Origin of the sequence: Microbispora sp. CA-135349 (assembly GCF_050947365.1) — a bacterium.
Lineage (GTDB): Bacteria > Actinomycetota > Actinomycetes > Streptosporangiales > Streptosporangiaceae > Microbispora.
In genome coordinates this window covers 6,254,259-6,280,368 of record NZ_CP192001.1, presented here as the reverse complement: position 1 = coordinate 6,280,368, position 26,110 = coordinate 6,254,259, and the positions used below count along the sequence as shown (strand labels likewise).

Sequence of the window (26,110 nt, the reverse complement as noted above, 5' to 3'; positions counted from 1 at the left end):
TCAGCTCCTCGTGAACATGCCGAGCATGCGCCGGGTCACGGCGAAGCCGCCGACGATGTTGACGCTGGCCAGCAGGATCGCGACGAACGACAGGACGGCGACGATCGTGCCGCCCTGGCCGATCTGGAGCAGCGCGCCGACGACGATGATTCCCGAGATGGCGTTCGTGATCGACATCAGCGGCGTGTGCAGCGCGTGGTGGACGTTGCCGATGACGTAGTAGCCGATCACGATCGACAGGACGAAGACGGTGACGTGCTCGATCAGCGCGTTCGGCGAGAACGCGGTCAGCAGGAACAACGCGGCGGCGGCGACGGTGACCAGATGGCGTCGCCGTCCGGGCGGCGGGGCGGGTGCCGGAGGCGGGCCGGAGGGGGCGGCGGAAGGGGCGGAGGGGGCGGCGGCGGGGGCCGCGCTCACCGGCACGGGCGGTGGCGGCCACGTCTTCTCGCCGTCGCGGACGACGGTCATCGCGCGCTGCACGACGTCGTCGAAGTCCAGCACCAGCCGCCCGTCCCCGCCCGGCGTGAGCAGCTTCATCAGGTTGACGAGATTGGTGCCGTAGAGCTGCGAGGCCTGGGCCGGCAACCGTCCCGCGAGGTCGGTGTAGCCGATGACGGTCACGCCGTTTCCGGTGACGACCGCCTCCCCTGGGCGGGTGCCTTCGACGTTCCCGCCCTGCGCGGCGGCCATGTCGACGATGACGCTGCCCGGACGCATCCGCGCCACATGCTCCGCCGTGAACAGCCGGGGGGCGGGCCGCCCGGGGATCAGGGCGGTGGTGATGACGATGTCCACGTCGGCGGCCTGCTCGGCGTACAGCTCGGCGGCACGGCGGTCGTAGTCCTCGGAGGTCGCCCTGGCGTACCCGTCCGCGCTCGACACCTGTGCGACCCCGACGTCGAGGAACTCCGCACCCAGCGAACGCACCTGCTCGGCGACCTCGGGGCGCGGGTCGGTCGCCCGGACGATCGCCCCGAGGCTGGTCGCCGTGGCGATGGCGGCCAGCCCGGCCACGCCCGCACCCGCCACCAGGACCTTGGCAGGCGGAACCTTCCCCGCCGCGGTCACTTGGCCCGTGAAGAGCCGCCCGAACGCGTGCGCCGCCTCGATGACGGCCCGGTAGCCGGCGATGTTCGCCATCGAGCTCAGCACGTCGAGCGCCTGCGCGCGGGAGACGCGCGGCACGGCGTCCATCGCCAGCACGGTGATCGGCCGCCGCGCGAGCGCCTCCACCAGGCCGGGGTCGGCCGCCGGGGCGATCAGGGAGACGAGCGTGGCGCCGTCGCGCAGCGCCGCGATCTCTTCCGCCGCCGGCGCGTTCACCTTCAGCACGACGTCGGCGTCCCATGTCTCCTCGCGGCCGGCGATCCGCGCCCCGGCCGCGGCGTACGCGTCGTCGGTGAAGCCCGACCGTCCGCCGGCGCCCGATTCGACGATCACCTCGTAGCCGAGCGAGACCAGCTGTGCGGCGGTGGCCGGGGTGGCCGCCACCCGGGTCTCGCCCGGCGCCGTTTCGGCGACCACGCCCAGGCGCTGCGCTGAGTGACTCATCACGATCCTTTCTGTCGGGCGGGCCGTCGGGGTGGGCGACCCTGCGTTCGCCGCCGGCCGCCGCTCACTCGTGGGTCGCGGTGGTACGGACCGGCGGCATGCCATGCGCCGCCGTCCGGGGGCGGTGAAAGGGATGGATGCGAATTGATGCGACGTGCGAGGAAATTGTCACGACTTCTCCGTGTATGGGGCAAGGTGTTCATCGGACGCAATCGGCATTCCCGGAGCCCGTTGTCGTGCTTTCCCCCGAGACGCAATGCTTCGCGCCCGGAAGCGGCCGTACGTCTTCCCCGCACCCCACCTGTGTCACATATCCCCGATTCGTCCGGATACGCCTGCCTTGTGAACAGGGCGGCCGCCCGCGCATATCGCACCGCCGCCGAAAACGGCGGCACCGGTACGACGGCGACCGGGCGCCCGCACTCGGCACCGCATTGCCCGGTTCTCCCGGTTTTCCGCTGTAACTTTCATTCGAGGCGCCGGCCACCCCGGCTCCTGGAGGCGAATATCCCGAGGTCATCGGCTGCTCGCAGTCCGGGGGAAGCGAGGGCGGCCGGGTAAGCCCGGCTCGGCCTGGCGCGGCGCCTCGATCGCTTGACATGATTTCCGATCATGGACGCCGCCGCCGCTCGCCCGTGTACGGCCTCGGTCGCACAAGGCGGCGGCCGGGCATCGCGGCGGTCCGGGGGACGGATTCCGCTTCGGGGAGCGGGGGGACGTACCGCGCGGCGAGCGCCGGCAGGTGCGAGAGGAGGGCACGTGACGGCTTTCGTCCAGGAAGCTGAGCACGACCCGGAGCGTGGGGAGCGGGCCGGGCAGGACGGGGAGGCTCCCGCGCCCGCGACGCCCCCGGCCGGCAGGGCAGCCGCCGAACCGCTGCGGCGCAGCGCCACCGTCCGGGACGCCCTGCTGCTGTGGGCGGGCACGAGGGCGGGCATGGTCCTCGTGGCGGTCTACGGCGCACTGATCGTGTCCGGCCAGAGCAAGGCACCGCTGCTGGAGCGGTGGAAACACTGGGATGTCGACCTGTTCCGGAAGATCGCGGAGTTCGGGTACGACGGCGATCCGAACCTGGAGCCCGATCCCGGGCTGCCGGCGTTCTTTCCCGGCATGCCGCTGGCGCTGCGGCTGGTCCACCTGGTGGTCGACGACTGGACGCTGGCCGGTCTGATCATCTCGTTCGTGGCCGGCGCCGTGGCCATGGTGGCGCTGGCCCGGCTCGCCGATTTCGAGGGACCCGCCGGGGCGGGACGCTGGGCCGTCCTGGCGCTGCTGCTGTGCCCCCCGGCCGTGTTCCTGTTCGCCGGTTACTCCGAGGCGCTCTTCCTCGCCTTCGCGGTGCCCGCCTGGCTCGCCGCCCGGCGCCGGGCCTGGCCGCTGGCCTGCGCTCTGGCCGCCGGGGCGTCCTGCGTGCGGATCACCGGCCTGTTCCTGGCCGTGGCACTGATCGTCGAGTTCGTCGTCAGCCGCATCCGGAGGGACGGCTGGGCGGGCTGGTGGCGGGCGGCCTGGCTGGTGCTGCCGTTCGCGCCGATCCTCACGTACGCCGCCTACCAGTACTCCCGTACGGGTGACTGGCTGGCGTGGAACAACGCGCAGCAGACCGGATGGGGGCGGAAACCGGTCTGGCCCTGGGAGGCGTTCCGCACCACGTGGGACTCGACCGGCGGCGACGGCGGGTTCGCGCCGATGTTCCGTCTCGAGATCGCGGCGGCGATCGTGGGGGTGCTGCTGCTCGTCTGGCTGCTCGTCACCCGCCGCTGGGCCGAGTTCGTCTACGTCGGGCTGCAGCTGGGCGCGCTGGTCACCTCCACGTTCTACATGTCGATCCCCAGGTCGGCGCTGCTGTGGTGGCCGCTGTGGGTGCTCATCGGCCGGGCGGGCGCCCGGCAACGGTGGGTGATCATCCTCTACGCCGCGGTGATCGGGCCGCTCATGGTGCCGATGACGATGTCCTTCATGAACAGCTCCTGGACCGGCTGAGCCGCCACGGCGTATGCGATCGCGCGCCGGAGGGCGTCGCGGTGCCCGGATAAGCACCTGCGGGCGCTTTGTCCTCCCTGGAAGGATGAGGAGGTGGATCGACACCTGCTCAGCGCCATCGCCCATCGTGATCACCCGATCGCCGCGCCCATCTCGGAGGCCAACCTCGATCGGCTGCTGCGCCGCGCGGCGCTGCCGGAGGACGCCCGCATCCTCGACCTGGGATGCGGGCAGGGCGAGTGGTCGCTCCGGGCGCTCGAACTCCACCCGTCCGCGCGGGCCGACGGCGTCGACATCTCGCGGCACGCCGTGACCGCCGCGAACGAGGCGGCCGTCAGGCGAGGCCTGGCGGACCGGCTGACGCTCCACGCGATGCCGGCCGACGCCTTCACGGCCGCCCGGCCGTACGACCTGGCGCTGTGCGTCGGCTCGACGCACGCCCTCGGCGGGCTGACGGAGACGATGGAGGCTCTCATCCGGTTCGTACGGCCCGGTGGTCTCGCGCTCGTCGGGGAGGGCTACTGGGAACGCCCTCCCGCTCCCGAGGCCGCCGAAGCGATCGGCGATTACCCGGATCTCGCGGGCACGGTGGAGGCCGCCGAGTCCAAGGGATGGCTGACCGTCTACGCCCATGTGAGCGACCCGGCGGAGTGGGACGAGTACGAGTGGTCGTGGACCGGCACGCTGGCGCGCTGGGCCGCGGACAACCCCGGGCCCGACGGCGACCACGCCCTGGCCGTGATGAGGGAGCATCGCGACATGTGGCTCGGCGGCTACCGGAGTGCTCTCGGGTTCGTCACCCTGCTCCTCCGGCGCGTATGACCTCGTGCCGGACGTCTTGGCCAGTCACGGCGGCCTCGGCGGGCGGCAGGGCCGGCGCCTATCGGGTGATCGCGAGCATGAGCTGGGCGGCGGTCGGCCGGGTCCCGGGGTCCTTGCTGAAACAGGCGGCCGCCGGATGCCGGAGAGGCTCGGGCAGGACCGACACGTCCGGGTGGTGACCGAGGATGCGATGGGAGATCACGTAGACGGACGGGCCGTCGAACGCGAGGCGTCCGGTCGCCGCGAAATACATGGTGGAGGCCCAGCTGAACACGTCGGACGGCGGGCCGGCACGCTGTCCGGACACCTGCTCCGGCGACATGTACGGCGGCGTCCCCTTGGCGCCCCCCGCCGTCAGCGTCAGGTGGTCGAGGGCCCTGGCCACACCGAAGTCGATCACACGTGGGCCGTCGGGACCGAGCAGGATGTTGGCGGGTTTGAAGTCCCTGTGGACGATGCCCATGGCGTGGATTCCCCGCAGGGCGGCGGCGGTCGCGATCGCCAGACGGATCAGGCCGTCCCCGTCCATGGGCCGTCCCCGGCGGACGTACGTCTCCAACGACGGGCCGGGGACGTACTCGCTGACGATGTAGGCGGCGTCGCCGGCGACGCCCACGTCGATGACGGGTGCGGTGGCGAACGGCGGGACGCGCCGCGCCGCCGCGACCTCGCGCAGGAAGCTCTCATGTTCCGCGGCCGTTCCGACGGAAGCGTGCAGCACCTTGATCGCGACCCTTTCGCCCGTGGGCGTGAGGCCGAGGTGCACGACCCCCTGCCCGCCGCCGCCGAGCCGCTGCACCAGCCGGTACGGTCCGATGAAGGGGGCGGGGGCGGCCGGGGGCGGGGCCGGCGGTGGGGGCGGGCCGGCCGCAAGAGTCGGGACCGGGCCCCGGACGGGAGCCGGTCGTCGCGTGAACACCGCCTGCCGCAGGACGAAGGCGTGGAAGGTGCCGCCCCACCACGAGCTCAGCGACCAGGACCAGTAGTACAGCTGCGCGCGCCAGTCCGTGTCCGGCAGGGACATGACCGGGTCGCCGACGATGATGAGGGCCGCGAACAGCACGAGGTATCCGGCTGCCGCCGCTGCCTGCACGCGGCTGCGCAGGCGGACCGCCGCGGAGCCCACCACCAGGAAGGTGGCGAACCCGAGCGTGAGCAGCGGAACGAGAGCCCAGAGGTAACTCAGCGGAACCGCGATCCCCTTGGGCCCGGCCACGACCTGACGCCCGTCGCCCGCGGTGGCGCCGGCCGGGCCCTCCTCCCCGGGCAGGGCCCGGGGAGGGAAGACCCGCTTGTGTATGACGAAAGCGTGCACGGTGCCGCCCGCGCAGACGCCGAGGACCCAGACCCACAGCGCCAGCTGGTTGCGCCAGTCGTCCTGCGGGAAGTTCCGCACCCCGGCGGTCGAGACGAGGAACACGAGCACGGCCAGGTGACCGCCTGCGACGACGGCCGTGGCCCGGCTCTTCGTCCGGTACGCCGCGAAGCCGAGGACCAGCCAGCTGAGCAGGCCCAACGAGACGGCCGGGACGACGGCCCACACGAAACTGAGCGCGTCCGTCAGCGGATGACGGACGTGCGTGGGGGAGGCAGGGCCGCCTCGTCTGTCGCTCCCTGCGGACATGAAGTGCATCTTAGAGATCGCGGCAGGCAGATGATCTGCCGTCTCGCGCTCCGGGTCAGCCCGCGGGGGTGCGGCCCTCGTACGGCCACTTCCGCGTGGGCGGCTCGGCCATGTGGGTGAACAGCTCCACCGCGGAGCGCTGCAGGAGCGCGACGGCCGGTTCGAGCGCGGCGCGGGCGCGGGCCCGCATGACGTGGTCCCGTTCCTCGCGGCCGGCAGCGTTCCGCCGCTCGGCCGGGGTGCAGCCGGAAACGGTGCCGCCGGAAACGGTGCGGCCGGAAACGGTGCCGCCGGAAGCGGCGCCGTCGGGCCGCTCCGGCTTCGCGCCGCCGGGGTGCGGTCCCGTCCCGGCCTGCCTGATCGCCGCCAGCGCCACCCGCATGGCGGCGTTGCGGGCCACCCGGGTCACCGTACGGAGTCCGGGTCGGCGGATTCCACGTGCCGCCACGGGCTCGTGCCGCTCTCCGCGTGGCCGGCCGCGGCTGCGGCGAGGCTGAAGAGCCGGAAGCCCTCGGCCCTGCAGGGCGCGCCGAGCCCTACCCGGGTGCCCACCTCCTTGGCGATCTCCACCATCCGCCCCCGGCCTTCGGCGTCGCGAAGGGGTGCGAGACCGCGAAGCCGTGACGCGTCATCCCCGAGCTCCGCGGCCCGCAACCAGACCGGGAGACAGGTGCGGGCCAGCCAGTCCTGCGCCATCAGGACGCGGTCCTCGTTCCTGCCGTCGTCGGCCGTTCCCGTCAGCCGGGAGAGCAGAGGGAGGAGCTGCCGGCACAGTTCGTCGGGGAAGGCGGCGTCGATCCGGTCCGCGGCGTCGATCAGGAAGGGAGAGACCCGGAGGGCCCTGGCGGTGCGGAAGAACTGCAGGTCGTCAAGCATGAATCGTCCTCGGGGAATTCGGAGAAGCCGGGGTGCGAGGCCTCGCGGCCGTCGTTCGGCTGCACTGGACGGGTGAGGACGCGTCTGACCACGCCACCGGCCCGCGAGCGCCCGGGCCGCACGGGGCGTCCCGGGGCGTCCCGGGGCGTCCCGGGGCGTCCCGGAGCGTCCGGAGCGTCCGGGGCGTCCGGGCGTGCGGGGGCGCCGTCGGGTCGCGGCTGCGGCGTTCCGGCATGCGGGCAACGCGATTCCTCGGTCGTTCGGGGATCCCATGCCGGAGGGTGGGAGATCCGCGCTTGCCCCTGCCGGGCCGGCAGCGGCCAGGTCTTCCCTGGAGGGCACCTTGCGCGGATGTGCGAGGTTGCCAGCCGACGATCGTCCAGGGGCGCGATCGGCCTCGTGACCCGGCCCTGATGCTGGCACATCGTTGAGGACTTGTCCATCCTGTGAAGATGTTGTGTATTGCACACACGGCCAAGGAGGCAGGCAGGGTGCCTGTGCGTACAGTGAGGGTGTGCTGATTCATCCCTGGGACTCCGCCGACGACGAGGAGGCGCTGGCGTTCGTCCGCGCGAACGAGTTCGGCCACCTCATCGCGTCCGGGCGCGACCGCGACGTGCCGGTGGTCGTGCCGACGCAGTTCCTCCTCGCGGACGCGTCCACGATCCTGCTGCACCTCGCCCGGCCGAACCCGGTCTGGGGGGCGGTCGAGGAGAACCCGGCCGTGGTCATGGCCGTGGCCGGCGACTGGGCGTACGTCGAGGGGGCGTGGAAGGCGCTGCCCGGCACGGACGAGGACCCCCGGCTCGGCGTTCCCACGACCTACTACGCCGCCGTCCAGCTGATCTGTCACGCGGAGATCGTCGACGACCCCGACGGGAAGCTCGGCATCCTGCGCGCCCAGCTCGCCCGGCTGGACCACGGTCTCGCCGACCCCGCGGAGCACCACCGGCGCCTGCCGGGCATCCGCGGTCTCCGGCTGACGATCCAGAAGATCAACGGCAAGTTCAAGTATGGCGGGAACGTGGACGAGGCCCACCGCCGGTACGTCGCGGAGCGCCTCGAGGAGCGTGGCGGCCCCGGCGACCGCGCCGCCCGCGACCACCTCCTGCACCGGCTCGGCTGACGTCCGCCTGGTCGCGTCCGCGGGTTCCCGGGGTTCGTCCGCCGGCCCACGCGCATCCCGGCGGTCGCGCGCGACTTGTCGTACCCGGCGTGTAGAAGTGTGGCGTGGTTGCTGAGACGACCTGGGCGCAGGTGCTCGCCTGGAGACTGAGACGGCAGTTCGTCGAGCCCGCTGGCGGTGGCGACGCGGTGGCGATCGCCCGGCGGCTGTGCGGGGTGCAGGCGCAGGTCGCCTCGTCGGCGGCGCTGGCCGTCGCCGTACGGCACGCGAACCCGCGCCCTGAGGAGATCGAGGACGCTCTGTGGCGTGACCGCACGCTGGTCAAGACCTGGACGATGCGCGGCACGCTCCACCTCCTCCCGGCGGACGAGTTTCCCGCGTACCGCGCCGCTCTCGGGTCGCTCAGATTCTGGGAGAAGGCGTCCTGGCAGCGCGGCCACGGGGTGTCCGCCCGGGAGATCGAGGCCGTCGTGGACGCCGTGCCGCGCGCGTTGTCCGGCCGCGTGCTGACCCGGGAGGAACTGGTCGAGGCGGTCATCGCGACGACCGGAGACGCCCACGTGAGAGAAGCCCTCACGTCCGGCTGGGGCGCGCTGCTCAAACCGCTCAGCTTCCTCGGCGAGCTGTGTTACGGCCCGCCGCGCGACGGCAGGGTCACCTTCGCCAGGCCCGCCGACTGGCTGCCGGGCGGCCGGGGAGAGGCGCTTTCACCGGAGGAAGGGGGCGTGCGGGTGCTCCGCGCGTTCCTCGGTGCCCACGGCCCGGCCACCCCCCGGATGTTCGACGCGTGGCTGTTCCGGGGTGCCACGCCGAAGACCGCCCTGCGCGGCTGGTTCGGGGAGCTGGAGCGTGAGCTCGCGCGGGTCGAGGTGGAGGGCGTGCCCGCCGTGCTGCCGGCGGAGCTTCTGGACGATCTGCTGGCCTGCCCGGCGTCGGAGGACGTGCATCTGTTGCCCGGCTTCGACCAGTTCATCCTGGGTGCGCCGCGCGACCTGGAGCCGCTCCTGCCCAAGGCCGTGCGGCCCAAGGTGAGCCGGACCGCCGGATGGATCTCACCCGTGGTGATCCACCAGGGCAGGGTGGCGGGCGTGTGGGAGCCCAAGGAGGGGCGTCCGGTCGTCGAGCTGTTCGAACCGGTGCCGGAGCGCCTCCTGGCCGCCGAGACCGACCGCGTGGCAGCGCTCCTCGGCCGGCTCTGAAGGCCGGTTGCGAAGGCCGGTTGCGAAGGTCGGCTCCGAAGGCCCGCTCCGCGGGGTCAGGTCACCTCCTTGCGGAGCACGCGGACCAGGCCGGCGGCCATGGGAAGGACGATCCAGAAGGCGGCCGACGCCGCGAGCCGGGTGCCCTCGCTCCAGGTCACAGCGCCGCTCACCAAGGGAGCGGACGTGGTGTTGAGGTCGAGCCACTCGGCGAGGGCCTCGCCGGCCGGGCCGAGTCTGCCGACGACGGCCCACAGGACGGGAGTCGACAAGAAGATCACGATCGCGGCGGGCGCGTTGAGGAACAGCGTGCCGAGGGCGAGGCCCGCGGCGGCCGACAGGACGTTGACCCCGGTCCACCCGAGCAGCCCCAGCGGCCGGACCTCCCAGACGGCGGGCATGTCGCGCACCGCGGCCGTGACGGCCGTGGCCGGCACCGCGACCAGCATGGCGAACAGTGAGAGCACCACCGCCACGAGCAGGGGCGGCAGGCATTTGGCCGCGAGGACGCGATGCCGGCGCGGCTCGAGCACGAAGGTGGTCAGCGCCGTTCGATGCGACCACTCGCCGGTCACCGTGAGGATGCCGAGCACCGGGAGCAGGGTGCCGAGGGCGACCGCGGCGGTGCCTGCCAGGGTCTGCAGCTTCGGCCCGGCGACGGCGCCGCGCGCCACGACGGACGCGACCACCAGCCCGACCATGATCAGAGCGATGATCGTGCCGCTGCGGGTGTCGACGAGTTTGCGGGCTTCGACGACAAGCAGTCTGTGGAACGGGATCGGCGTGTCGGCGGTCATGGTTTCGGGGGTCACAGGTTCGGGGGTCACAGTTTCGGGGGTCATGGCGTCGTCCTTCGTGGCGGGGCTCGGTCCGGCCTCCGTGATGTCGTCCGGGTGGTGCACGGCGCGGCTCACGCGTCCCTCCCCGGGCCGGCGCCACGGCTCGCCTCGACGCCCGGGCCCGTGTGGGAGCCCGGGCTCCGGTCGGCGTGCGCGGTCAGCGCGAGGAAGGTCTGTTCGAGGCCGCCGTTCCGGCTCAGCTCGCCGACCGTGCCCTGGGCGAGCACACGCCCACGGCCGATCATCACGATGCGGTCCGCCACCTGCTCCACCTCGTGCAACAGGTGAGAGCTGAGCAGCACGGCGCATCCGGCGTCGGCGAGGTCGCGCAGCAGCCGGCGCATCCAGTGGATGCCCTGGGGATCGAGGCCGTTGGCGGGCTCGTCCAGGACGAGCACCTCGGGAGCGCCGAGCAGGGCGTGTGCGATGCCGAGCCGTTGCCGCATCCCGAGCGAGTAGCCGCGGATCGTCCGCCGGCTCTCCCGCTCGGTCAGCCCCACCAGGTCGAGCACCTCGCCGACCCGCGCCCGCGGCAGTCCGAGAGTCATCGCACCGAGAGTCAGGACCTCCCTGCCGGTGCGGCCCGGATGCTGGGCCCCCGCGTCGAGCAGGGCGCCGATCCGCAGGCCCGGGCGGGCGAGCTCGGCGTACGGCAGGCCGAGCACGGTCGCAGAACCGGAGGAGGCACGGGCGAGCCCCAGCAGGATGCGCAGGGCGGTCGACTTGCCGGCGCCGTTGGGCCCGAGGAAGCCGGTGACGCTCCCGGCCCCGACGGTGAAGGTCACGTCGTCGAGCGCCTTCACCTTTCCGTAGATCTTGCTGACGTCTTTGAACTCGATCACGCTGTTCAGTCCACCGCGAGCGCGGGTGACACCGCATCGGACCGGGGTCCGCCGCGATGCGACGTGCGGCCGCACCTTCCGCCAGGGAGCGATACTTACGGCTGTCCACAGGTCGACCCAGGTCGCTAAAACCTGTTCGCGGTGGTCCCTAAGCTGTGGGGCTGTGCACGGCCGACCGGACTACCAGCCGCCCCTGGACGCGGGGGGCGTCGCGCTGCGCTATCTGTGCGCCGCGGTGCCGATGCTGTTCCACGGCGTGGTGCTGGCCTGGCTTGTCCTGCACGACGGCGACCGCCTCCCGCAGGCGCTGACCGACATGGGGATCGGCCTGATCGGGCTGGTCCTTGTCCGGTGGCGGCGCCGGTGGCCGTGGCAGATCGCCCTGGCGACCGCCCTGCTGACCACGTTCTCGTCCACGGCGAGCGGTCCCGCGTATGTCGCGTACGTGTCCCTGGTGACCCATCGCCGGTGGAGCCGGATCGTCCCGGTCGCGGTCGTGTCCCTGGCGTGCCTGCTGGTCGGCGGGGCTTTGGACGGCATAGACCAGGCCACGGTCGTCTCCTCGGTGACGGGGCTGGCGATTCTCGGCGGGCTGACCGTGTTCGGCCTCTACCTCCGGGGACGCCGCGACCTGGAGCTGTCCCTGCGCGAGCGGGCGCGGGCCGCCGAGCGTGAGCAGCGGCAGCGGGTCGACCAGGCACGGCTGGCGGAACGGGTGAAGATCGCCCAGGAGATGCACGACGTGCTCGCGCACCGGATCTCCCTGCTGGCGATGCTGGCCGGCGGCCTGGCCTACCGGACGGACCTCGGCCCCGAGCAGACCCGCGAGACCGCGCTGGCCATCCAGGAGAACGCGCACCAGTCGCTCAACGAGCTGCGCGCGGTGCTGCGCACGCTCCGCGACGACGGCGCCGTGGAGGCGCCGCAGCCCAACCTGGCCCATCTGGACGCGTTGTTCGGAGAGGTCCGCGCGGCCGGTCAGCGGGTCGAGGTGGACGACAGCATCGACGGCCGGGAGTCGCTGCCCGCGCAGACGGGCCGGCACGCGTACCGGATCGTGCAGGAGGCACTGACGAACGCGCGCAAGCACGCGCCGGGCGCCCGGGTCACCGCCGAGCTTCGCGGACGGCCGGGAGAGGGACTGCGGATCCGGGTGGCCAACCCCGCGCGTCCCGGCTCAGCGCCCGGCCCCGGGGGAAGGCTGGGTCTGGTGGGCCTGGCGGAGCGGACGAAAATGGCCGGTGGCACCCTCAGCCATACGATCGAGGACGGGCGGTTCGTCCTCGATGTCCGATTGCCATGGGAGGCTGTGGAGCGTGACCCGGCTGGTGATAGTGGATGACGACGCGATGGTGCGGACCGGGCTGCGCCTCATCCTCGGCGGCGAACCCGACTTCGACCTCGTCGGCGAGGCCGAGGACGGGCTGCGCGCCATGGACGTCGTCCGCGACCTGCGCCCCGACGTGGTGCTGCTGGACATCCGGATGCCCGACCAGGACGGTCTGATCACCACCGAGCTGCTGCGGGCGCAGCCCGGCCCGCCGCGGATCCTCGTGCTCACCACGTTCGACGCCGACGACATGGTGCTGCGGGCCCTGCGGCTCGGCGCCGACGGCTTCCTGCTGAAGGACACCCCGCCGCCCCGGATGATCGAGGCGGTCCGCGCCGTGGCGAAGGGCGAGCCCGTGCTGTCGCCGAGCGTCGCCCGGCAGGTGATCGCCGCGGCGACCGGCGGGTCAGGACCGGCCCGCCCGCGGGCGCGCGAGAAGCTGAACCGGCTCACCGAGCGCGAACTCGAGGTCGCGGTCGAGGTGGCGCGGGGCAGGTCGAACGCCGAGATCGCCGAAGGTCTCCACATGAGCGTCGCGACCGTGAAGGCGAACATCACCAGGATCTTCGCCAAGCTCGGCACCGACAACCGCGTCCAGGTGGCGATGAAGGTGCGCGACGCCGGTCTCCTCTGAGCCCCCGGAGAGCCGAGCCCCCGGAGAGCCGAGCACCCGGGAAGCCGGGCGCCCGGGAAGCCGGACGGTCAGTCCAGCCAGGCGGCGGGGGAGGGCAGGTGCCGGTCGAGTTCGTCCCACAGACCCGGCGGAATCGGGGCGGCGGCGAGGCGCAGCGTCTCCTCGAGTCGCCCGGGTTCGGAGACGCCGACGATGGTGGACGCCACCCGGGGGTCACGCAGCGAGAACTGCAGCGCGGCGGCGGCGAGGGGCACGCCGTGCGCGTCGCAGACCCGCCGCATGGCGCGGGCGGCGTTCCGGACGGACTCCCCGGTGTCCCGGTAGGCGTAGCGGGGCTGGGCGTCGGGTCCCTTGACCAGCATTCCGCCGCCGTACGGCGCGCCGTTGACGAAGGCGACGCCGCGATCGGCGGCCTCGTCGAGCAGCGGGCCGGCTTCGCGGTTCAGCAGCGTCCAGCGGTTGTGGCTGATCACGGCGTCGAACACGCCGGTCGACACGTACCTGCGCAACAGGCCGACCGGGCCGCCCGCGATGCCGATATGGCCGGCCATGCCGGCGTCCCGCAGCGCGACCAGCGCCTCCACCGCCCCGCCGGGGCGCATGGCCTCCTCGAATGTGATGTGGAATTCCGGGTCGTGCAGATACAACAGCGGCACGTGGCCGACCCCGAGCCGTTCCAGGCTCTCCTCGGCCGAACGGCGCACGCGCTCGCCGGAGAAGTCGCCGGTGTCCGGGTCCGCGTCGACCTTGGTGGCCAGGACGAACCCGGCGGGGACGCCGCCGCGGTGGCGGACCACCGCGCCGATGCGCCGTTCCGCGCTGCCGCCGCCGTAGTTGTTCGAGGTGTCGAGGAAGTTGAACGGCCCGTCGAACACGGCCTCCACGGTGGCCCGCGCGCGCTCCTCGCCGACCTCGTATCCGTACAGTCCCGGCATGCTCGCCAGGGGACTGGTGCCGACGCAGATCGGCGTCACCGAAAGGCCGGTGCGCCCGAACGGCCGGCGCAGCGCCGGGTCGGGGACGGTCAGGTCGTCACGGGGGTCGAGGGGCATCGGGCTGTCCTTCCGTCGCGGGCCCTCAGCGGCGGGCCGGGGCCGACTGTGCCACGGCCGCCGACGCGAGGCGGTGTCCTTCGGCCAGCCGGGCCAGCACCGCGTCGGTCCCGGCGTCGGGCCGGGTCTCCTCCGGGTGGGCCGACCGCCGGGCGTGCAGCCGCCCGGCCCCTTCCGCCCAGGTGACGACCGGCCGGAACGACGGGACGAACCGCCTGATTTTCGTGGTGTCGAACAGCGCGGTGTGCTGGAGGTCGCCGACGATCAGATCGGACCAGAACCAGTCCGGCGCGATGCGCGGCAGGAACTCCGCGGGCAGGTGGAGGAGCCTGGCCGTCGCGCCGGCCGTCCGCGCCACGACCTCGTAGATCTCGTTCCAGGTCAGCGCCTCGTCCGAGGTGATGTGGAAGTCCTCGCCGATCGCCTGCCAGGCGCCGATGAGGCCCACCAGGCCGCCGGCGAAGTCGTCCGCGTGCGTCAGCGTCCACAGGCTGGTGCCGTCGCCGGGCACCACGATCTCGTCGCCGCGCGCGATCCGGTCCCAGGCCGTCCATTCGCCGGGCAGCGGCGGATGCGCGTCGTCGTAGGTGTGCGAGGGACGCACGATCGTGGCGGGGAAGTCGCGCTCCTCGTACGCGCGGCGCAGGACGTCCTCGGCCGCGATCTTGTCCCTGGCGTACGCCAGGTAGGGGTTGCGCCGGGTGGTCGACTCCGTGAACGGCGCTCGCCGCACCGGCTTGTGGTAGACGGAGGCGCTGCTGATGTAGACGTACTGCCCGATGCGGCCGTCCAGCAGGTCCACCCTCGTCGCGGCGTCCTCGGCGGTGTAGCCGAGGAAGTCGACGACGCAGTCGTAGGTCGTCCCGGCCAGGGCCCGGCGCAGCGCGTCGGGGTCCCGCACGTCGGCGGTGAGCGTGGTGACCCCGCCGGGCAGGGGGCGGCGCCGGGCGGTGTGGCCCCGGTTGAGCACGTGGACGTCGAGCCCCCGCCGCACCGACTCGGCCACGCAGGCCGAACTGATCGTTCCGGTGCCGCCGATGTAGAGGACCTTCACGCGGCGGCTCCGAATTCTTCCCAGGAAACTTTCGACAGATCGACGAAAATTGTCGATCGCGGCAGCAACTTAGAGCGCGACGTCATCCCACGTCAAGCACGCCGACGGGCCGGGCCAGGAGTTCGCGGACGCGCGCGGCGTACCCGACAGGGTGGGTCGTGCTGCCGTTGTGCCCGCCGGGGAACTCCCGGGCCTCGGCGCCGACAAGCGCGGCGAGCTCCTGCGCGCACCGATAGTCGAAGACGTGCCGGGGCGTGGTGCGCCCGAAGGCCGGGATGACGCGGACCGGTGTGTCCCGGAGCGCACCGACGTCGAGGGTGTCACGGACGACCGCGGTGAAGTCGTTGCGGATGAAGAAGTCGAAACCGGCCCGGCGCCGGTCGTCGAGGGGGTGCGGGGTCAGCCCGGGCTCGGTGTCCTGGCCGACGGGGTCGATGCCCAGCACCTCCGCGATCTTCGCGAACGCGTCGGGGAGGCCGCGCTCACGGTAGAGGCGCTGCAGCTCCTCCAGTTCACGTACGTGATGAGCGCGTTCGGCGGCGGGGAGGAGGCCGGGGGCGACCGGCTCATGCGCGATCAGGGTGTCGAGCTGCTCCGGGTGCTCGACGGCCAGGTGCAGCCCGATGACCGCGCCGAAGCTGCATCCGAGCATGCTCGCCGGCCGGTCGGTCACGGCGGTGAGCAGGCGGTGGACGTCGTCGACATGGTCGGCCATGGTCGCGCCGCGGCCGGGGTCGTCCAGTGCGCTGCGGGACAGGCCGCGGCGGTCGTAGGTGATGACGGTGTGGTCGGCGGCGAGATGGCGGACCAGGTCGGCGGTGCGGTCCGCGTCCCCCTCCCCGCTCTGCCCGATGAGGAGTGCGGGACCGGTGCCACACACCTCGTAATAGATCGTGGCGCCGGCCGTGCGAAGCATGCCGTTCATGGGGTCGTCCTTTCGGGCGGTGGGGATGCTCCGACCATAATCCATCAAATCTGATGAATCAAGACTGATGTATTGTGGAGTGGTGAACGGAGTCGACCTCTTCCTGCTCGGCAGGACTCTCATGAAGATCGGCGAAGAGGCCATGCCGGTCGAGGGCATCGCCCCGTCGAGAACGACGCAGGCCGCCAGCGTCCGGACCGTGCTGGTGGTCGTCGCCGACCTGCGTGCTCACCCGGAGACCTCCGTGGGGGAGATCGCGACGCGGACGGGCCTGCCGCAGAGCGCGGTGTCGGGCGCCGTCGCCCGGCTGAAGGAGGCCGGGGCGGTCGTGACGGCCCCCGATCCGGCCGACCGGCGCAGGGTCGTGATCAGGCGGGCGCCCGGGGAGCCCCCGCGGGTGGAGGCCGCACGGGCGGCCGGCGTCGAGGGGCCGCTCGCGGCGGCTCTGGGCACCGACGATCCGGCGCGGATCGCCGAGGTCGTCGCCGCGCTCGAGTTCCTCGCGCGCAGTCTCGCGCCGGGATCGGTTCCCCGCCGTGCCTGACGCCGGGCTCTCCGGCTCTAATCCGGCCGGCTCTAATCCGGGGAGGTCACCAGCCGGACGGCCAGGGCGGCGAAGACGGAGCCGCTGACGACGTTCAGGCCGCGGGCGAACCGGCGACTGCGCCGCAGCAGCGCCGCGAGCCGTCCCGCGAGGGCGCCGACCGTGGCGTCGACGCCGAGACCGAGCAGCACCAGGGTCAGCCCGAGGACCAGGAACTGGACGGTGACATGACCCAGGGCCGGGTTCACGAACTGCGGCAGGTAGGCGATGTTGAACAGGATCACCGTGGGATTGAGCAGATTCGTGACCATGCCCTGCCAGAAGGCGCGCAGCCGGCGCGGGTCGGGGCCGGTCGGCGGGCCGTCGTCGCCGTCGGGGGCGCCGCGGTCGCGGAAGGCCTTCACCGCGAGATACGCGAGATAGGCGGCGCCCGCCCACCGCAGCACGTGGTACAGCACAGGCAGATGCGCGAACAGCGCGGACAGCCCCGACATCGCTGCCAGGGCGTGCACCAGGGCGCCGCAGGCCACGCCCACGGCGGCCAGCACGCCGGTGGCCGGGCCGCCGCAGCGGCGCGCCCGCGTGATTCACGTGCTGAGACGGCTCACAGGCGGGCGGCGAGGCGGGCCGCGCGCATGACGAGGTAGTCGCGCTCGGGGACGGCGGCCGTACGGCTCGCCGCCGCGCGGTAGTCCTCGACGGCCGCCGTGATGTCGCCGGCCATCTCCAGCAGGTGCGCGCGCGCCGTGTGCAGGCGATGGTGCCCCGCCAGCGGGCCGTCGGCCAGCGGTTCGAGCAGGGCCAGCCCGGCGGCGGGGCCGTGCACCATGGCGGCGGCGACGGCGCGGTTGAGGGAGACCATCGGGTTGGGCGTCATGCGCTCCAGCAGGCCGTACAACGCGAGGATCTGCGGCCAGTCGGTCTCCTCGGCCGTCGCCGCCTCGTCGTGCACGGCGGCGATCGCCGCCTGGACCTGGTACGGCCCGGCGGCGCCCCGGCGCAGGGCGGCGGTGAGCAGCGCGGTGCCCTCGGCGATCGCCTCTCGGTCCCACAGGGAGCGGTCCTGCTCCGCCAGCGGGACGGGGACGCCGCCGGGGCCGGTCCTGGCGGGCCGCCGGGCGTCGGTCAGCAGCATCAGCGCGAGCAGTCCGGCCGCCTCGCAATCGCCGGGAAGCAGGCGGTGCAGCGTCCTGGCCAGCCGGATCGCCTCGCGGGACAGCTCGACGCGGTGCAGGCCCGGGCCGCCGCTGGCGGCGTAGCCCTCGTTGAAGATCAGATAGAGCACGTGCAGCACGGAGGCGAGCCGCGCGCGGCGCTCCTGCGGCTCCGGCAGGCGGAACGGCACCCCCGACGCCCTGATGCGCTGCTTGGCCCGGCTGATCCGCTGCGCCATCGTCGCCTCGGGCACCATGAAGGCCTTGCCGATCTCGGCCGTGGTCAGCCCGCCGACGGCGCGCAGGGTCAGGGCGATGGCGGACGCCGGCGTCAGCGCGGGGTGACAGCTCAGGAACAGCATGACGAGCGTGTCGTCCCCGTCCGTCTCGTGCGCCCGGTCGGCCGCCGGGGAGGTCGAGTGGTCGGCGGGAGCCCGCGCGGCCACCAGTTCCTCGCGACGGCGGCGCGCCTGCTCACCACGCACCTGCTCGATCATCCGCCGGGAGGCGACCTGGACCAGCCAGCCCTTCGGGTTGTCCGGCACGCCCTCGGCGGGCCACTGGGCGAGGGCGTCGAGCAGCGCCTCCTGGACCGCGTCCTCGGCGGCGCCGAAGTCGCCGAACCTGCGGGTGAGCACGCCGACGACCTGCGGCGCCAGCGGGCGCAGCAAGTCGTCGACGTGCGGCTGCGAGATGTTCACAGTTCCTGCGGCGGGCCGGCCATCACCTGCCGCACCTCGATCGGCATGTTGAGCGGCTCGCCGTTCAGGCCGGGCGCCGCCGAGATGTGGCCCGCCAGCTCGTACGCCCGCTCCGGCCCCTCGCAGTCGACGATCCAGTAGCCGACCAGGAACTCCTTGGTCTCGGGGAACGGGCCGTCGGTGACGACGGGGACGCCGCCCTCGCCGGCCCGCACGATCCGCGCCTGGTCGGGCATCGCCAGCCCCTGCGCGTCCACGAACTCGCCGGCCTCGACGAGCCCTCGGTCGACCTCGTGCATGAACTCGATGTGCGCCTTGACATCCTCCGCCGACCAGGTGTCCATGGAGGCGATGCCGCTCTGCGGGCCGAACTGCATCAGCAGCATGTATTTCATGTCTCGCTCCTCCTGCCGCCCGCCCCTCGTGGGCGCGCTCACCCCTGGGTAGAAGCCGGCTCCCCGATTCTCGACATCTTCCACGAAGAACTCTCGAAAAATCTTCCGCGGCCGGAGGCGAACGTCACAGGGACTCAGAGGGACACGGACACCTGGGCGTCTCCCGGCTCGTCCAGGGCGAACGTGACCGTCCGGCCACCGGCGGTGATCTCGTACTCGCCGAGGAAGCCGTCGAAGCGGACACGGCCGTCGTCGTCGGTGACCATCGTCGTCGGCGGCAGCCACCACTCGCCCTTGACGAGCGAGCGCAGCGCGTCGTACGACGGCTTGGGGGTGCCGTCGGCGCGGACGAAACCGCCCGGCGCACCGAGCCAGCCGCCGTCCGACAGGCCCCAGTACGTCGTCGCCTCCACGGCCGAGTGGGACAACAGGGTCTTGTAGTGGCGCACGATCTCGTCGGCCTGGCGGGCCTCGCCCTCGGGGGTGCTCGGCCACTCGGGGATCTGGTAGTCGTTCAGGTCGACGATCTCCTCCGGCATGATGTGGCCGGAGACGATGGTCGTCTCGGTGAAGTGGATGGGCAGGCCGTACCGCGCGAAGCGGTCGATCGTGGCGAGCGTCTTCTCCTCGCCCCAGTAGCCCTGGTGCATGTGGCTCTGCAGGCCGAGCACGTCGATCTTTATGCCCGCCTCCAGCACGCCCTCGATCAGGCACTCGTACGCCGCGGACATGTCGAAGTCGTTGAGCAGCAGCGTGGCGTGGGGGTTGGCCTCGCGCGCCGCGTCGAAGACCATCCGCACCATCGGGATCCGGCCCATCTCCCGGCAGATGCGGGTGATCCCGTTGTCGTACTTGTCGAAGATCGGCATGATCACGACCTCGTTGATGACGTCCCACATGTCGATGACGCCGGCGAAGTCGGTCATGTCCCGCTGGATCCGCTCCACCTGGGCCTTGGCGATCTCGGCGTTCGACAGGTCCATCAGCCAGTCGGCGGTCACCGTGTGCCAGGCGAGCGGGTGCCCCTTGACCGGGACGCCCCGGTCGGCGAACCACCGGGCCGTGGTGAGCAGCCGCTCGGTGTCCGGGCGGCCCCGGACCGGCTCGAACTGCCCCCAGTAGAAGGGCAGGGTGGCGAAGTTGAACAGGTCGAACCACAGGTCGGCGACCTCCTGCGACCCGGCCGCGGGGGATTCGCCCAGCGACCGCCGCTCGCCGGAGCCCGCCGCGGTCTCGCCGTTGGCCAGCGGGATGAAGTCGAACCCGATGCAGCCGAACAGGAACTTGTGCCCGCGCTGCGCGACGACGACCTCCTGACCGGCGAGCGGCGCTCCGTCCGCGGTCACGGTGAGCGTGGCGCCGGCGGTGCGGTGCTTCCTGATCAGCGGGTCGGGATCGAAACCGGAGCGGGACGGCATGTAAGGGCCTCCAGGGAGTGCTCAGGGCGGAGGAAACCTCTCCGGGAGCCTCGTCGCTCCGAACCGGAGAGGTCGATGATCTCGAGCACGGTAACGCTCATGACGCCCGGAAGTACACAGACCTGCCCATCTTTGCGATCAGCGGCCGCAGCGGCGCGGTCAGCGGACGAAGTGGGTGAAGCGTGCGGCGGGCTCGCCGCGCAGCCGTCCCTCCGGCAGCCGGCGGCCGCACAGGACCAGCACCAGGTCCTGCGCGGCGCCCGACAACGGGGCGCCCGTCCCGAGCGACCAGTCGACGTCGTCGGCGCGCAGCGCGACGCCGTCCAGGTCGACGCCGAAATACCTCCGGCTCCGGGGCGACCGCGCGTTGTCGAGCAGGACGCGCAGCCGGTCGGCGGGGATCCGCCGGTCGATCCCGAGCGCGACGGTGACGTCCATGCCGTGGATCACGTCGTGGGACAGCGCGCCCGCGTAGCCGCCGCCCGGAGGCCGCCAGGGATGCTCGGCGTTGTCCCGCAGGCAGGCGGTCAGTTCACGGGGGCCGAGCGCCGCCGCGTCCTCGCGCGCGAGCCGGTCGGCCAGCCGGTCGAAGTTCCCCCGGGCCCTGACGAGACCGGCAAGCACGCTCAGCCCGGAATGCCGGTACGGCATCGTCATGTGCGCCACCACCTCCCGCACCCGCCACCCCGCGCACAGCGACGGCGCGTCCCACGACCGCGGCGGCAGTTCGCTCAGCAGGTCCGCCAGTTCGCGGCGTTCCGCCGCGATCCGCTGCCGCATCTCCGTTTCCATGGGTCGTCGCCCTTCCCTTCGTGTCGTACGTGTTCGTCCCTCCGACGAACGGGCACGGCCCATACGGACACCTATTCGAGGGCGGACAGGCGGCGGGCGAGGTAGCGGCGCTCGGCGTCGGTGGCGGCCAGGCCGGCCGCCTCCCGGTAGGCCTCGGCCGCCTCGGCCGTACGGCCCAGCCGGCGCAGCAGGTCGGCGCGGGCGGCGGGCAGCAGGTGGTAGCCGGCCAGGGCGCCCGTCTCGCGCAGTGTCTCCCGCAGGGCGTCGACCAGCGCCAGGCCCGCGGCCGGGCCGCGCGCCATGCCCACCGCCACCGCGCGGTTCAGCTCGACGACGGGCGACGGGACCAGCCGCGCGAGCCGCGCGTACAGGACGGCGATCTGCGCCCAGTCGGTGTCCTCGGGGCGGGCGGCGGTGGCGTGACAGGCGGCGATGGCGGCCTGAACCTGGTAGGGGCCGGGCCGCCCACGCCGCAGCGCGGCGTCCAGCAGGGCCACGCCCTCGGCGATCTGGCCGGCGTCCCACCGGCCGCGGTCCTGGTCCTCCAGCACCACCAGGTCGCCGGCCTCGTCCAGCCGCGCGGCGCGGCGCGCGTGGTGCAGCAGCATCAGCGCGAGCAGGCCCGCCGCCTCGGGCTCGTCCGGCATCAGCCACACCAGCACCCGGGCCAGGCGGATCGCCTCGGCCGCGAGGTCGTGCCGTACGAGGTCGTCGCCGGCCGTCGCCGAGTAGCCCTCGTTGAACAGCAGATACAGCACCGCGAGCACGGCCGGGAGGCGCTCGGGCAGCAGGTGCGCCGGCGGCACGCGATAGGGGATGGCCGCGTTCCGGATCTTCTGCTTGGCCCGGGTCAGCCGCTTGGTCATCGTCTGCTCGCCGACCAGGAACGCCCGCGCGATCTCGGCCGTGGTGAGCCCGGCGAGGGTACGCAGGGTCAGCGCCACCCTGGCCTCCAGTGCGAGCGCCGGATGGCAGCAGGTGAAGATGAGCCGCAACCGGTCGTCCGGCACGCCCGGCTCGTCGGCGGCGTCGCCGCCCTGGGCCGCGAGCACGTCCGCCACCTCCCGGAGTTTGGCCGCGCCGGTGGCCTCACGGCGCAGCCGGTCCACGGCCCGGTTGCGCGCGGCGGTGGTCAGCCACGCGCCGGGGCGGCGCGGCACGCCGTCGCGCCGCCAGGTCCGCAGGGCCTGCGCGAAGGCGTCCTGCGCGCACTCCTCGGCCAGGTCCCAGTCGCCGGTCCAGCGGATGAGCGTGGCCACGACCTGCCCCCACTCCTCGCGGAAGGCCCGGTCGACGGCGGCCTCGACCGGCGGCGTCATAGATCTGTGAGCGGCCGGATCTCGATCGTGCCGTACGCCGCGGCGGGATGGGCGGCGGCGATCTCGACGGCCTCGTCCAGGTCGGCGCACTCGATCAGGCAGAATCCGCCGAGCTGCTCCTTGGTCTCGGCGAACGGCCCGTCCGACAGCAGCACCTCGCCCTCTCGCACCCGCAGCGTCGTGGCGTCGCCCGGCGGGCGCAGCCCGGCGCCTCCCCGGAGCACGCCGCGCTCCGCCATCGTCTCCGACCAGCCGCCGCACCCGTCGCCGGCGTGCTCCGCCGCCGACTCGTCGCCGCAGATGAGCAGCACGTACTTCATGGGTCCTCCTCGGGCCGACAACCCATCATGGACGTACGACGAACGGGACGAGCCGGAAAGGACACCTCTGTACGGGGAACCGGGCGGCGGGGACGGGTCGTTGGCAGCGGTGAACGGTCCGCGACCAAGGGAGTGATCGGTGTTCCGCAAGCTGATGGCCGCGTTGGGAGCCGGCGTCGAGGTCGACACGGTGCTACGTGACCCGCACGTGCGCCCGGGAGAGACCCTGCACGGCGAGGTCCGTTTCAGGGGCGGGTCGTCCGATCACCGGGTGGACGGGATCACCGTCGACTTCACCGCAGTCGTGGAGGTCGAGCGCGGCGACCAGGAACACCACGCGACCTACGGCTTCCTGCGGGCGCCGGTCTCCGGGCCCTTCGACCTGCGCGCGGGGGAGGCCCGCGCCCTGCCGTTCGCGATCCCGGTGCCGTGGGAGACCCCGGTCAGTGCGGTCGGCGGGCGCCCGCTGCCGGGCATGCGGCTGGGCGTGGCCACCGAGCTGGCGCTCGCGGGCGCGCTCGACAAGGGCGACCTCGACCCGCTGTACGTCAATCCCCTGCCGGCCCAGGACCACCTGCTGGGGGCGCTCGTCCACATGGGCTTCCACTTCAAGCGGGCCGACCTTGAGCGCGGCACGCTCCGGGGCTCGACCATGCCGTTCTACCAGGAGATCGAGTATCACGCCGGTGGAGATTGGCGGCGCCACTTCAGCGAGCTGGAGCTGACCTTCGTCGCGGGGCCGCACTCGATGGACGTGATCCTGGAGGCCGACAAGCGGGGCGGCTTCCTCACCTCCAGCCACGACGTCTACAACCGCTTCCGCGTCGGGTACGGCGACCACCCCGGCAGGGTGGAGCAGGCGCTGCGCGACGGCCTGGCCTCCATGGCCCGGCACCGCGGCTGGTTTTGACGCTTACCAGAAAAATCCTGACTCACTCCGGACCCGGCCACTAGGCTGATCATCCCTTTTCGGGTCCGGAGGTGAAAACAGGTGGTCCCCCGCTCCGCCATGGCGGTCCTTCCCCTCGTCTGCTGCCTGCTGGCGGTTCCCGCGCAGGCGCAGGCGCGGGCCGAGGCCGGTGCCGCCGTCACGGTGTCCACCTGCGCGCCGTACTACACGCTCACCCTGGGCTGGGCCGGCGAGTGCGGCGGCGACGTGCTCGACGCGCTGTTCACCGGCCTCGTCGAGTACGCCCCCGGAACCTCGCGTATGACGTACGCGATGGCGAAGTCGATCGGCACGAAGGACAACCGCCGGTTCACCGTCAGGCTGCGCGAGGGCTGGAGATTCCACGACGGCACCGAGGTGAAGGCGCACAACTTCGTGGACGCCTGGAACCAGACCGCCGCCGCGGGCAAGTCCGCCAACGCGTTCCTGTTCGAGGACATCAAGGGGTACGGCTCCCGCGTGATGTCCGGGCTCAAGGTCGTGGACGACCGCACGTTCACCATCGAGCTGAAGCGGCCGCTCGGGCCGTTCACGCAGAAGCTGGGCCACGTCGCCTTCTCGCCGCTGCCCGACTCCGCGCTGAAGAGCCCCGCGTCGTTCCAGCGCAAGCCGGTCGGCAACGGGCCGTTCAAGGTGGTCAAGTGGGCGCCCGGCTCCGAGACGGTGCTGGAGCGGTACGACGGGTACGCGGGGTCGTCCAAGGCGCGGGTCGGCAAGCTCACCTACCGGACGTACCAGGACGACAACGTCGCCTACGCGGACCTGGTCGTCGGCCGTCTCGATGCCATGTTCCAGGTGCCGGCCGCCGCCGCGCTCCGTGCCGCCAAGGACCTCAAGGGCCGGGTGATCCACTCGGTGACCGGCAACGTCCAGGAGATCGGCATTCCGCTCCGGCTGGGCACGAACGCCGACTTCCGCAAGGCGGTCTCGATGGCGATCGACCGCAAGACGATCGCCCGTGAGGTCTTCCGCGGAGGGCGGGTGCCGGCCGGCTCGTTCGTCCCGCCCACGGCCGAGGGGGCGAAGTCCGGCGCCTGCGGCGCGTTCTGCCGCTACGACCCCGCCCGCGCGCGCACCTACCTCGCCCGGGCCAAGGCGAAGGGGTTCCGCACGCCCGCGAGCATCCCGCTCTACTATGCCGCCGACAGCGGGTCCGCCGACTGGGTGAAGGCGGTCGCCGCGAGCGTCGGCAAGGTCTTCAAGGGCGCGGTGACGATCGTCCCCACGACGGTGAAGACCTTCGACGCGTTTCAGCGGATGACCTCGAACGGCACCGTCAAGGGGATGTTCCGGATGGGCTGGCAGCTCGACTTCCCGCACATCCAGAACGTGCTCGCCCCGCAGTTCGCCTCCGGCGGGGTGTACAACTACGGGCTGTACCGCAACCCCCGGTTCGACGCGCTGCTGCGCGCCGCCGACGGACAGGTGTCGCGGGCCAAGGCGATCGCGCTCTACCGCGAGGCGGAGTCGCTGCTGGTCCGGGACATGCCGGCCATTCCGTTGTGGTTCTACCAAGCCGAGGCCGGCTATTCGAGCAAGATCGCGGCGCCCGCGCTGACGCCGTTCGGCTGGCTCGACCCGGCCTCGGTGCGGCCCGCCTGACGTCTTCGGCCCGGACGTCTCCACCTGCGCGTAGGACGCCGGTCTCAGCCGGGGCGGTACGCGGGGCGGTGGTCGTGCCGGTGGTCGCCGAGGACGGCGTGGTGGTCCACACCGTCGTGAGGCAGCGGGTCGGCGTGCACGATGGCGGCCGTCAGCCGGGGGATGGCGTGGATCAGGTTGTGCTCGGCCTCGGCCGCGACCCGGTGAGCCTCCACCACCGTGGCCGAGGGATCGACGACGACCTCGCACTCGGCCCTGAGGCGGTGGCCGATCCAGCGCAGCCGCACCTGGCCCAGGCCGAGCACGCCCGGCGTGCCCCACAGGGTCGCCTCGGCGCGGTCCACGAGAGCCGGGTCCACGGCGTCCATCAGCCGCCGGTACACCTCCCGCGCCGCCTGCCGCAGCACGGTCAGGATCGCGACCGTGATGAGCAGGCCGACGACGGGGTCGGCCCAGGTCCAGCCGAGCGCGGCCCCGCCTGCGCCGGCCAGCACGGCCAGCGAGGTGAAACCGTCGGTGCGTGCGTGCAGTCCGTCGGCGACGAGGGCCGCCGAGCCGATCTCACGCCCGACCCGGATGCGGTGGCGGGCGACCAGCTCGTTCCCGGCGAATCCCGCCAGCGCCGCCGCCGCGACCGCCCCCAGGTGCGTGACCTCCCGCGGCTCCAGGAGCCGTCCGATCGCGGCGTACGCCGCGGCGATCGAGGAGGCGGCGATCGTCAGGACGATGACCACGCCGGCCAGGTCCTCGGCCCGTCCGTAGCCGTAGGTGTAGCGGCGGGTGGGCGGACGGCGGCCGAGCAGGAACGCCAACCCGAGCGGCACGGCGGTCAGGGCGTCGGCCGCGTTGTGCAGGGTGTCGCCAAGCAACGCGACCGACCCCGACAGGGCCACCACCGCCGCCTGCACCAGCGTGGTCGCGCCGAGGCCGGCCAGCGACACCCACAGCGCGCGCATGCCCCGGGCGGACGACTCCATCACGGGATCGATCTTGTCGGCGGCCTCGTGCGAGTGCGGGCGCAGCAGGTGCGCCACCCGCGCGCGAAGCGTCACGGTG

Annotated in this window: 26 protein-coding genes and 1 riboswitch; of the genes, 9 read left to right on the top strand and 17 right to left on the bottom strand. The window is 72.8% G+C overall.

Annotated features, from left to right (window positions below; translation table 11 throughout):
• The gene (locus tag ACQPZZ_RS28810; protein WP_432924194.1) at positions 1-1,554 is read right to left on the bottom strand and encodes a Re/Si-specific NAD(P)(+) transhydrogenase subunit alpha; all 1,554 of its coding nucleotides are present in this window, start codon (positions 1,552-1,554) and stop codon (positions 1-3) included.
• Between the two features lie 759 nt (positions 1,555-2,313).
• On the opposite strand from ACQPZZ_RS28810, the gene ACQPZZ_RS28805 reads away from it, so the two are divergent.
• Both ACQPZZ_RS28805 and ACQPZZ_RS28800 read left to right on the top strand, forming a co-directional pair.
• Entirely contained in the window at positions 2,314-3,537 is a 1,224-nt protein-coding gene (locus tag ACQPZZ_RS28805) for a mannosyltransferase family protein (protein ID WP_432924192.1), read from the top strand.
• 93 nt (positions 3,538-3,630) lie between these two features.
• Positions 3,631-4,359 (top strand): SAM-dependent methyltransferase, encoded by a 729-nt coding sequence (locus ACQPZZ_RS28800; RefSeq protein WP_432924190.1) that lies wholly within the window; start codon positions 3,631-3,633, stop codon positions 4,357-4,359.
• Positions 4,360-4,417: 58 nt separating this feature from the next.
• Here the strand turns inward: ACQPZZ_RS28800 and ACQPZZ_RS28795 are convergent, their stop codons facing one another.
• From ACQPZZ_RS28795 to ACQPZZ_RS28785, 3 genes are read right to left on the bottom strand one after another with little or no spacing between them, the layout of a single operon-like run.
• On the bottom strand, positions 4,418-5,983 hold the full coding sequence (locus ACQPZZ_RS28795; protein WP_432924189.1) for a serine/threonine-protein kinase: 1,566 nt from the start codon (positions 5,981-5,983) through the stop codon (positions 4,418-4,420).
• Between the two features lie 55 nt (positions 5,984-6,038).
• Entirely contained in the window at positions 6,039-6,383 is a 345-nt protein-coding gene (locus ACQPZZ_RS28790) for a hypothetical protein (RefSeq protein ID WP_432924187.1), read from the bottom strand.
• A 5-nt stretch (positions 6,384-6,388) separates the two neighbouring features.
• Positions 6,389-6,859 carry a hypothetical protein gene (locus tag ACQPZZ_RS28785; protein WP_432924185.1) on the bottom strand — a complete coding sequence of 157 codons (471 nt, stop codon included), beginning with the start codon at positions 6,857-6,859 and terminating at the stop codon, positions 6,389-6,391.
• A 287-nt stretch (positions 6,860-7,146) separates the two neighbouring features.
• Positions 7,147-7,264: riboswitch (SAM riboswitch) on the bottom strand.
• Between the two features lie 109 nt (positions 7,265-7,373).
• Here ACQPZZ_RS28785 and ACQPZZ_RS28780 point away from each other — a divergent pair.
• Positions 7,374-7,985, top strand: coding sequence for an FMN-binding negative transcriptional regulator (locus ACQPZZ_RS28780; RefSeq protein WP_432924183.1), 612 nt, complete (start codon positions 7,374-7,376; stop codon positions 7,983-7,985).
• A 104-nt stretch (positions 7,986-8,089) separates the two neighbouring features.
• Positions 8,090-9,184 (top strand): winged helix DNA-binding domain-containing protein, encoded by a 1,095-nt coding sequence (locus tag ACQPZZ_RS28775; RefSeq protein ID WP_432924181.1) that lies wholly within the window; start codon positions 8,090-8,092, stop codon positions 9,182-9,184.
• Positions 9,185-9,240: 56 nt separating this feature from the next.
• On the opposite strand, the gene ACQPZZ_RS28770 is transcribed toward ACQPZZ_RS28775, so the two are convergent.
• Together ACQPZZ_RS28770 and ACQPZZ_RS28765 are read right to left on the bottom strand one after the other, a co-directional pair.
• A complete protein-coding gene (locus tag ACQPZZ_RS28770; protein ID WP_432924179.1) occupies positions 9,241-10,098 on the bottom strand; it encodes an ABC transporter permease in 858 nt (285 codons plus the stop codon).
• Positions 10,095-10,865 carry an ABC transporter ATP-binding protein gene (locus tag ACQPZZ_RS28765; protein ID WP_432924177.1) on the bottom strand — a complete coding sequence of 257 codons (771 nt, stop codon included), beginning with the start codon at positions 10,863-10,865 and terminating at the stop codon, positions 10,095-10,097. Before ACQPZZ_RS28765 ends, ACQPZZ_RS28770 begins: the two co-directional genes overlap by 4 nt.
• Positions 10,866-11,028: 163 nt before the next feature.
• Here ACQPZZ_RS28765 and ACQPZZ_RS28760 point away from each other — a divergent pair, with 163 nt between their 5' ends.
• Positions 11,029-12,207 (top strand): sensor histidine kinase, encoded by a 1,179-nt coding sequence (locus ACQPZZ_RS28760; RefSeq protein WP_432924175.1) that lies wholly within the window; start codon positions 11,029-11,031, stop codon positions 12,205-12,207.
• Positions 12,182-12,829 (top strand): response regulator, encoded by a 648-nt coding sequence (locus ACQPZZ_RS28755; RefSeq protein ID WP_432924173.1) that lies wholly within the window; start codon positions 12,182-12,184, stop codon positions 12,827-12,829. Before ACQPZZ_RS28760 ends, ACQPZZ_RS28755 begins: the two co-directional genes overlap by 26 nt.
• A gap of 68 nt (positions 12,830-12,897) precedes the next feature.
• Here ACQPZZ_RS28755 and ACQPZZ_RS28750 read toward each other — a convergent pair whose 3' ends face one another.
• The 3 genes from ACQPZZ_RS28750 to ACQPZZ_RS28740 all read right to left on the bottom strand — a co-directional run bounded on the left by ACQPZZ_RS28750 (position 12,898) and on the right by ACQPZZ_RS28740 (position 15,860).
• Positions 12,898-13,881, bottom strand: coding sequence for an aldo/keto reductase (locus ACQPZZ_RS28750; RefSeq protein WP_432924171.1), 984 nt, complete (start codon positions 13,879-13,881; stop codon positions 12,898-12,900).
• A 25-nt stretch (positions 13,882-13,906) separates the two neighbouring features.
• Entirely contained in the window at positions 13,907-14,935 is a 1,029-nt protein-coding gene (locus ACQPZZ_RS28745) for an NAD-dependent epimerase/dehydratase family protein (RefSeq protein ID WP_432924169.1), read from the bottom strand.
• Positions 14,936-15,017: 82 nt separating this feature from the next.
• Positions 15,018-15,860, bottom strand: coding sequence for an alpha/beta fold hydrolase (locus ACQPZZ_RS28740; RefSeq protein ID WP_432924167.1), 843 nt, complete (start codon positions 15,858-15,860; stop codon positions 15,018-15,020).
• 82 nt (positions 15,861-15,942) lie between these two features.
• Between ACQPZZ_RS28740 and ACQPZZ_RS28735 the strand changes: the two genes are divergently transcribed.
• Positions 15,943-16,404, top strand: a complete 462-nt coding sequence (locus tag ACQPZZ_RS28735; protein WP_432924165.1) for a MarR family transcriptional regulator — start codon at positions 15,943-15,945, stop codon at positions 16,402-16,404.
• A 32-nt stretch (positions 16,405-16,436) separates the two neighbouring features.
• Here ACQPZZ_RS28735 and ACQPZZ_RS28730 read toward each other — a convergent pair whose 3' ends face one another.
• The 7 genes from ACQPZZ_RS28730 to ACQPZZ_RS28700 all read right to left on the bottom strand — a co-directional run bounded on the left by ACQPZZ_RS28730 (position 16,437) and on the right by ACQPZZ_RS28700 (position 22,503).
• On the bottom strand, positions 16,437-16,952 hold the full coding sequence (locus ACQPZZ_RS28730; RefSeq protein WP_432924163.1) for a LysE family translocator: 516 nt from the start codon (positions 16,950-16,952) through the stop codon (positions 16,437-16,439).
• A gap of 56 nt (positions 16,953-17,008) precedes the next feature.
• Entirely contained in the window at positions 17,009-18,259 is a 1,251-nt protein-coding gene (locus ACQPZZ_RS28725) for an RNA polymerase sigma factor (protein ID WP_432924161.1), read from the bottom strand.
• Entirely contained in the window at positions 18,256-18,654 is a 399-nt protein-coding gene (locus ACQPZZ_RS28720) for a YciI family protein (RefSeq protein ID WP_432924159.1), read from the bottom strand. The genes ACQPZZ_RS28725 and ACQPZZ_RS28720 overlap by 4 nt, the downstream gene beginning before the upstream one ends.
• Before the next feature lie 134 nt (positions 18,655-18,788).
• Positions 18,789-20,072 (bottom strand): endo-1,4-beta-xylanase, encoded by a 1,284-nt coding sequence (locus ACQPZZ_RS28715; protein ID WP_432924157.1) that lies wholly within the window; start codon positions 20,070-20,072, stop codon positions 18,789-18,791.
• Positions 20,073-20,231: 159 nt separating this feature from the next.
• Positions 20,232-20,864, bottom strand: a complete 633-nt coding sequence (locus ACQPZZ_RS28710; protein ID WP_432924155.1) for a maleylpyruvate isomerase family mycothiol-dependent enzyme — start codon at positions 20,862-20,864, stop codon at positions 20,232-20,234.
• 71 nt (positions 20,865-20,935) lie between these two features.
• Entirely contained in the window at positions 20,936-22,183 is a 1,248-nt protein-coding gene (locus tag ACQPZZ_RS28705; RefSeq protein ID WP_432924154.1) for an RNA polymerase sigma factor, read from the bottom strand.
• Entirely contained in the window at positions 22,180-22,503 is a 324-nt protein-coding gene (locus ACQPZZ_RS28700) for a YciI family protein (protein WP_432924152.1), read from the bottom strand. The genes ACQPZZ_RS28705 and ACQPZZ_RS28700 overlap by 4 nt, the downstream gene beginning before the upstream one ends.
• Positions 22,504-22,642: 139 nt before the next feature.
• Between ACQPZZ_RS28700 and ACQPZZ_RS28695 the strand changes: the two genes are divergently transcribed.
• Both ACQPZZ_RS28695 and ACQPZZ_RS28690 read left to right on the top strand, forming a co-directional pair.
• Positions 22,643-23,413: a sporulation protein gene (locus tag ACQPZZ_RS28695; protein WP_432924150.1), complete on the top strand. Its 771-nt coding sequence runs from the start codon at positions 22,643-22,645 to the stop codon at positions 23,411-23,413.
• Positions 23,414-23,494: 81 nt separating this feature from the next.
• A complete protein-coding gene (locus ACQPZZ_RS28690) occupies positions 23,495-25,054 on the top strand; it encodes an ABC transporter substrate-binding protein (RefSeq protein ID WP_432924148.1) in 1,560 nt (519 codons plus the stop codon).
• A gap of 44 nt (positions 25,055-25,098) precedes the next feature.
• Here ACQPZZ_RS28690 and ACQPZZ_RS28685 read toward each other — a convergent pair whose 3' ends face one another.
• On the bottom strand, positions 25,099-26,106 hold the full coding sequence (locus ACQPZZ_RS28685; protein WP_432924146.1) for a cation diffusion facilitator family transporter: 1,008 nt from the start codon (positions 26,104-26,106) through the stop codon (positions 25,099-25,101).
• Positions 26,107-26,110 lie beyond the last annotated feature (4 nt).

Excerpts from the sequence above, each read along its gene's own strand:
- ACQPZZ_RS28785 (WP_432924185.1), bottom strand. The coding sequence starts at position 6,859 with ATGCTTGACGACCTGCAGTTCTTCCGCACCGCCAGGGCCCTCCGGGTC.
- ACQPZZ_RS28810 (WP_432924194.1), bottom strand. The coding sequence starts at position 1,554 with ATGAGTCACTCAGCGCAGCGCCTGGGCGTGGTCGCCGAAACGGCGCCG.
- ACQPZZ_RS28720 (WP_432924159.1), bottom strand. The coding sequence starts at position 18,654 with ATGAAATACATGCTGCTGATGCAGTTCGGCCCGCAGAGCGGCATCGCC.
- ACQPZZ_RS28705 (WP_432924154.1), bottom strand. The coding sequence starts at position 22,183 with ATGACGCCGCCGGTCGAGGCCGCCGTCGACCGGGCCTTCCGCGAGGAG.
- ACQPZZ_RS28700 (WP_432924152.1), bottom strand. The coding sequence starts at position 22,503 with ATGAAGTACGTGCTGCTCATCTGCGGCGACGAGTCGGCGGCGGAGCAC.
- ACQPZZ_RS28710 (WP_432924155.1), bottom strand. The coding sequence starts at position 20,864 with ATGGAAACGGAGATGCGGCAGCGGATCGCGGCGGAACGCCGCGAACTG.
- ACQPZZ_RS28740 (WP_432924167.1), bottom strand. The coding sequence starts at position 15,860 with ATGAACGGCATGCTTCGCACGGCCGGCGCCACGATCTATTACGAGGTG.
- ACQPZZ_RS28795 (WP_432924189.1), bottom strand. The coding sequence starts at position 5,983 with ATGTCCGCAGGGAGCGACAGACGAGGCGGCCCTGCCTCCCCCACGCAC.
- ACQPZZ_RS28715 (WP_432924157.1), bottom strand. The coding sequence starts at position 20,072 with ATGCCGTCCCGCTCCGGTTTCGATCCCGACCCGCTGATCAGGAAGCAC.
- ACQPZZ_RS28750 (WP_432924171.1), bottom strand. The coding sequence starts at position 13,881 with ATGCCCCTCGACCCCCGTGACGACCTGACCGTCCCCGACCCGGCGCTG.